The organism is Staphylococcus sp. CoH_129_LAB_1 (assembly GCF_058191515.1).
Map to the genome: position 1 here is coordinate 43,781 of NZ_JBXWKZ010000016.1, position 7,060 is coordinate 50,840.

Consider the following 7,060-nt stretch of genomic DNA (forward strand, 5'->3'; position numbering starts at 1 on the left):
TCCAGAATGAGTTTAACTATATTTTAGCACAAACCTTTAGTCATAACGACTGAACGATATTTTACGAATTGATAAAATATAAAGTCCTACAAGTATAGGTCGCTATAACATTTTAAAATATAAATCTATATTTTAAAATGTAGGTGATCTATACTTGTAGGACAAAAATCTTCATTCAATTTTATCTATAAATGACACTCTAAATAGTGATCCTTTATTCAATTCACTTTCGACCATGATTGCGCCGTGAAGTGCTTCTACAATATGTTTTGTAATAGATAATCCTAATCCAGTTCCTCCAGAATCACGACTTCTTGCTTTATCTACTCTATAAAATCTCTCAAAAATATGCTTTTGATCTTTTTTATCTATTCCTATGCCATAATCTTGAACTTCTAAATTAACCTTTATATCTTCTCTGTAAACTCTAACAATAACTTTATTATTTTCATATGAATAGTTAATGGCATTTGAAAGTAAGTTCGTTATAACTTGAGATAACTTTCCTTCATGAGCTTCAATAATAACATCGTTTTCTATTTCAGACATAATAGCGATATTTTTATTTTTAGCTTGAGTCTGAAGATTATGTATTGTATTACATGCTAACTCTGAAAGATTTACATAAGTAGTCTCAATTTCAGTTTGTTGTTCAATATGAGATAAATCTAATAAATCCATGACAAGTGATTCTATACGATTTGATTCTTTTAAAATAATATTTAAAAACATATCAAGAGATTGCTCATCATTCTTTGCACCTTCAATCAAAGTTTCTGCAAAGCCTTTAATTGAAGTAATTGGAGTTTTAAGTTCATGTGAAACATTTGCAACAAACTCACGTCTTAAGTTCTCTAATCTCTTTAAATTAGTAATGTCGTGTAACACAACAACCATACCTTGAAGTTTCTTTTTTGATTTACTTAAGATGGGAATGCAAGATACTTCAAAATATTTTTGATGAACATCATTAATGTATAACTCAATTTGTTCATGTAACGGCTTTTCAATTTTAAAGCTCTCAATAATAAGATGTTGAATTTCTTTGTCTAAATGTACAGTATAATCTTTGTTTTCGACTTTACTATCCGGTTTGAATACCTCATAGTATGCATGGTTTGCAACAACAATTTCACCTTGCTTATCTATCATTAATACCGAACTAGGAATATTTTCTAATGTTGTTTTTAGACGATTAGATTGCATTTTTTGTTTATTATTTAATTTTTGTAATCGTCTAGCTAAATCATTAGTAGTAACAAATAATGCTTTTGTTTCTTTTACATTACTTTCAGGTACTCTAACATGATAATATCCATCAGCAATTAACGATGTTGCGTAAGTAACTTCATTGATAGGTCGTATGTAAGTACGATTGATACTTCTTACAGCTAAATAAATAGCAATTAAAACAATGATTCCAATTAATGATAAATACTTCCACATATTTTTTTGTAATTCTAAAATTTCAGTATTAATACCACTTATGTATATTGTTTTGTTATTTACAGTATTTTTGTACGTATAATCAACTTTATCTTTATTTTTATGATATATAATATTTGATGGATTAGCTGCATTATCGATATTATGATTAATTTGATGGTCATTGCCTGTTTGATATAACACATGTCCATTTTCAGAAATTTCTACAACTACATTTTGATTTTGTGCTATACGCTTAATATCTGACTGTTTATTTTGATTGTTTAAATTTATAATATTTTCCGATAGATGATTTAATTCTTTAGTTTGAGTTTCAGTTAATATTTGATAAATTGTATGATGAAGAATGGCACCTAAGCCTATAAAACTAATGATAGTTATTGTACATAGTAGAAGTAATAATCTATGATGAAATTTAATCATTAAGCTTTAGGTCTTTCTAATTTATAACCTAATCCACGAACTGTTTTTATTAACTTAGGTTGTTTAGGATTTTCTTCTAATTTATCTCTTAAATGACTAATATGAACATCTACTATTCTTGAGTCTCCAGCAAACTCATAATTCCACACTGAATTTAACATATGTTCTCTAGTAATAACGCGTCCTTGACGTTCTATAAGATAAAGTAATAACTCAAATTCTTTTGGAGTAAGTTCAAGTAAAGTATCATCTCGATAAACTTCAAAGAATTCAGGGCGTATTCTAATATTATCTATTATAATATCTTCATCATCCCCGTCATCTTTAATCACTTCATTAGCAATTTGTGAACGTCTTAAAATAGCTTTTACTCTTGCTACAACTTCTCTTGGAGAGAAAGGTTTAGTCATGTAATCATCTGCACCTAATTCTAAGCCTAAAACACGATCAAACTCATCATCTTTAGCTGTTAACATTAGAATAGGTACAAGATTTTTATCAGAGCGAATCGTTTTACATACCTCGATTCCATCTTTTTTAGGTAACATGACATCTAGTACAATCAGTTCAGGTTTAACCTCTTTAACTTTTTCTAGTGCTTCTTCACCGTCATACGCTACCTCTACAATATAGCCTGCTGTTTCTAAGTTATATTTTAGTAACGTTACTATTGATTGCTCGTCATCAACTACTAATACTTTTTGTGACATGATGTGCCTCCCTAAATAGAATTAACAATCTCACTTTTATTATAACTGAAGTTTAAATAAAAATAACATACAACATATTGAATTTACATAAACTTAACATTTTTTAATTATTTTCTATTTATTAAGAATATATTTTATTATTTTTGATTTGATATTAACTTATAATGAATAAAAACAGTCTAAGACATCAAGAGCGGTCTCAGACTGTTTTATCATAAAAAATTATAATAATATTTTTTATTTTAAGTTTTTAATAAGTTCATCTGCAAATTCTGAAGTTGATACTTCAGTAGCCCCATCCATTAAGCGAGCAAAATCATATGTCACAATTTTAGAAGCAATTGTAGCTTCAATAGCATCTGTAATTTTATCAGCCGCTTCTTGCCATCCTAAATGTTCTAACATTAATACAGAACTTAACAATTCAGATGATGGGTTCACTTTATTTAAATTGGCATACTTTGGTGCTGTACCATGCGTTGCTTCAAAAATAGCATGCCCAGTTTCATAGTTAATATTAGCACCAGGAGCAATACCAATTCCTCCTACTTGTGCAGCAAGTGCATCTGAGATATAGTCACCATTTAAGTTCATTGTAGCTACTACATCATGTTCTGCTGGACGAGTTAAAATTTGTTGTAAGAAAATATCTGCTATTGAATCTTTTATAATGATTTTACCTTCATTTTCAGCGTTTTGTTGTGCTTCATTTGCAGCATCTTTACCATCTTTTTCAGCAATTTCATCATATTGTTGCCAAGTAAATACTTTATCAGCAAATTCGTTATGAGCTAAATCATAACCCCATTGTTTAAATGATCCTTCAGTAAACTTCATGATATTACCTTTATGAACTAATGTTACTGATTTACGATTATTGTCAATGGCATATTGAATAGCAGCTCTTACTAAACGTTCAGTTCCTTCTTTAGAAACTGGTTTAATACCAATACCTGAAGTTTCAGGGAAACGAATATTTGTAGCAGCCATTTCATTTTGTAAGAAATCGATAACTTTTTTAACTTCTTCAGTTCCTTCTTTAAATTCGATTCCAGCGTAAATATCCTCAGTATTTTCACGGAAAATAACCATATCAACATCTTGTGGACGTTTAACTGGTGAAGGTACACCATTAAACCAACGTACTGGGCGAAGACAAGTAAACAAATCTAGTTCTTGTCTTAATGCTACATTTAAAGAACGAATGCCACCACCAATTGGTGTAGTTAATGGTCCTTTAATTGCGATTAAGTATTCTTTAATTGTATCTAAAGTTTCTTTAGGTAACCATTCGCCAGTTTGATCATATGCTTTTTGCCCGGCTAACACTTCTTTCCACTCAATACGCTTTTCACCGTTATATGCTTTTTCAACCGCTGCATCAATAACACGACTAGCTGCTTTCCAAATATCAGGACCAATACCATCACCAATAATAAAAGGAATAATAGGTTCATTCGGTACATTTAATAATTCATCATTTGATCTAGTGATTTTTTCTGCTGCCATTATAAAAGCCTCCATAAATTAATTTTTCAAATATTTTATCTTTCATCAATTGATACATATTTACGATTTGTTTCTCCGACATATTTAGCACGTGGACGAATGATTCGATTATCACGATATTGTTCTAAAATATGAGCGGTCCATCCTGCAGTACGACTCACGGCAAAGATAGGTGTAAAAATATCGTGTGGAATCTCCATACTATGATAAACAGTTGCACTAAAGAAGTCGACATTTGGAATTAACCCTTTTTCATCGTGCATACGTTTTTCAATAGCAAGAGAAATTTCATATAATTCGCTTTGTCCAGTTTCAGAAGTTATTTTTCGACTCATTTCTTTTAAATACTTAGCACGTGGATCGCCATCTTTATATACTCGATGACCGAATCCCATGATTTTTTCTTTGTTAGCAAATTTCTTATCTAAATAATCATCTACTTTATCAAGTGATTTAACGTCTGCTAACATTTTCATTACTTGTTCATTTGCTCCCCCATGTAAAGGCCCTTTTAATGAGCCTATTGCTGCTACAATACCTGAATACATATCAGATAAAGATGATACTGCACATCTTGCTGTAAATGCTGAAGCATTGAGTTCATGATCAGCATGTAATATTAATGCTTTATTAAAAGCTTCAACTTCAGTAACAGATGGCAATTCCCCTTTTAACATATACAAGAAATTCGCTGCATAGCTTAAATCAAAATTTGGCTTAACAGGTTCTTTTCCTTCTCGTACACGTGAAAATGCTGTAACTAACGATGCAATTTTTGCTTGAATACGAATGGCACGATCTTTTCGACTTTCATCTGTTTCTTCTTCCGCATCGGGATCAAAGTGTGCAATATATGAAACAGATGTACGCAGTGCAGTCATTGGATGTACATTATCAGTAGCATATTCTTCAAAATGTTTATATACCCTTGGATTTAATGTCATATATTTTTTAAGTTTTTCTTTTAATTCGTCAAGTTCTTGTTGTGTTGGTAATCTATAATTCCATAATAAGAACATAACTTCTTCAAATTGAGCGTTTTCAGCTAAATCATCAATATCATATCCTGAATAAGTTAACTGACTGTCAATAATTGAACTAATTTTAGTTTCAGCTGCGATAACCCCTTCTAAACCCTTTTGTAATTCTGCCATAAGTAATTCCCCTTTTCTTTTACATAATGTAATGGCTTTCATAAATATTATATCTAAAATCATAAGTTTTGTGAATAATTATATATATGCTTTGCACTTTAATTAGTAAATTATTAAAATATTAATATTTATTATAATGAGGATAAACATTGCTATAAAGCTATTTAAGGTTATTTAGAGTAAGATTATTTGTGTGAAAATAATGAATATTTTAATTATTTATCAATAATGATTACCTTTTATTAACTCAATATTAATAAAATTTTTAAAAAAAATTTAGAAAAATAATTGTCGAATTTAATTTATAAGTGCATAATTAATATTAATCAAATGTAAGGGAGTTGTCTTATGGCTGAAGAAAAATTACAAAGAGGATTAAGTAATCGTCATGTACAATTGATTGCCCTCGGTGGCGCTATCGGTACTGGACTATTCTTAGGTGCAGGTCAAACTATCGCTATAACCGGACCTTCTATCCTATTAACCTATATCATTATTGGATTCATGCTATTTATGTTTATGAGAGGTCTTGGCGAAATCATCATACAAAATACTCGATTTAAATCATTTGCTGATGTAACAAACGAGTATATTGGGCCATTCGCAGGATTCGTTACTGGGTGGACATATTGGTTATGTTGGATTATAACGGGAATGGCAGAAGTAACTGCAGTTGCTAAATATGTTAGCTTTTGGTTTCCAACAATACCAAACTGGATTACTGCTCTGTTTTGCGTATTAATATTAATGGTTTTTAACTTATTAAGTGCAAAATTATTTGGCGAATTAGAATTTTGGTTTGCTATTATTAAAATTGTAACTATTATAGCTTTAATAATAGTTGGTGCAATAATGATTTTATTTGCATATAAAACACAATTTGGACATGCAAGTTTAACTAATCTTTATAAACATGGTATTTTCGCCAACGGAACATCTGGTTTCTTTATGTCATTCCAAATGGCTTTATTCTCATTTGTTGGTATTGAAATGATTGGGGTAACTGCTGGTGAGACTAAAGATCCAGAAAAAACAATACCTAAAGCGATAGATGCAGTACCAATCAGAATTTTAATTTTCTATGTTGGTGCTTTAGCAGTTATTATGTCTATTATCCCTTGGGATAAAGTAGATCCAAATGAGAGCCCATTTGTTAGACTGTTTTCATTAATTGGTATTCCATTTGCAGCTGGATTAATTAACTTTGTAGTATTAACTGCTGCTGCCTCATCTTGTAATAGTGGTATCTTCTCAAATAGTCGTATGTTATTTGGATTATCTGAACAAAAACAAGCGCCTACTATATTTAGAAGTACTAATAAACAAGGTGTGCCACATATCGCAATTATTGTATCATCTGCGTTATTATTGGTAACAGCATTATTAAATTATATTTTTCCAAATGCAACACTAGTATTTACTTATGTCACAACAGTTTCAACAGTATTATTTATTATCGTATGGGCATTAATTATTTGGGCTTATATTAATTATCACAGAAAAAATCCTGAATTACATAAAAAAGCAAAATTCAAACTTCCTGGTGGTAAATACATGGCCTACATTATTTTAGTATTCTTCGTATTTGTATTTTGTTTACTATTTGTAAATGCAACAACAAGAAACGCTATTTTCTTAACACCTATTTGGTTTATTATTCTAGGATTTATGTACTTAAGATATAAAAAAATAGCGAAATAAAATTAAAATATCAATAATAAAAAGAGTATCTGGCGAATTCGTGGACTGACCCCAATTAGTGGGAATGATATAAAAACACTTTCGTTGAATTCATATTAAAATGAATCATGCGGAGGT

General features: G+C 30.0%; 5 protein-coding genes. 1 reads left to right on the forward strand and 4 read right to left on the reverse strand.

The features are described 5' to 3' along the window. Window positions 1–171: 171 nt before the first annotated feature. The 4 genes from pnpS to AC2FB1_RS06510 all read right to left on the reverse strand — a co-directional run bounded on the left by pnpS (window position 172) and on the right by AC2FB1_RS06510 (window position 5,242). A complete protein-coding gene (pnpS, locus tag AC2FB1_RS06495; RefSeq protein WP_490674463.1) occupies window positions 172–1,869 on the reverse strand; it encodes a two-component system histidine kinase PnpS in 1,698 nt (565 codons plus the stop codon). Continuing rightward, on the reverse strand, window positions 1,869–2,579 hold the full coding sequence (locus tag AC2FB1_RS06500; protein ID WP_490674464.1) for a response regulator transcription factor: 711 nt from the start codon (window positions 2,577–2,579) through the stop codon (window positions 1,869–1,871). Before AC2FB1_RS06500 ends, pnpS begins: the two co-directional genes overlap by 1 nt. Window positions 2,580–2,816: 237 nt before the next feature. Beyond that, the gene (gene icd / locus AC2FB1_RS06505; protein ID WP_490674465.1) at window positions 2,817–4,088 is read right to left on the reverse strand and encodes an NADP-dependent isocitrate dehydrogenase; all 1,272 of its coding nucleotides are present in this window, start codon (window positions 4,086–4,088) and stop codon (window positions 2,817–2,819) included. A gap of 35 nt (window positions 4,089–4,123) precedes the next feature. After that, a complete protein-coding gene (locus AC2FB1_RS06510) occupies window positions 4,124–5,242 on the reverse strand; it encodes a citrate synthase (protein ID WP_490674466.1) in 1,119 nt (372 codons plus the stop codon). 348 nt (window positions 5,243–5,590) lie between these two features. Between AC2FB1_RS06510 and AC2FB1_RS06515 the strand changes: the two genes are divergently transcribed. Then, complete coding sequence (locus AC2FB1_RS06515; RefSeq protein WP_490674467.1) at window positions 5,591–6,943, forward strand: amino acid permease; 1,353 nt, start codon at window positions 5,591–5,593, stop codon at window positions 6,941–6,943. The last annotated feature ends 117 nt before the right edge of the window (window positions 6,944–7,060 follow it).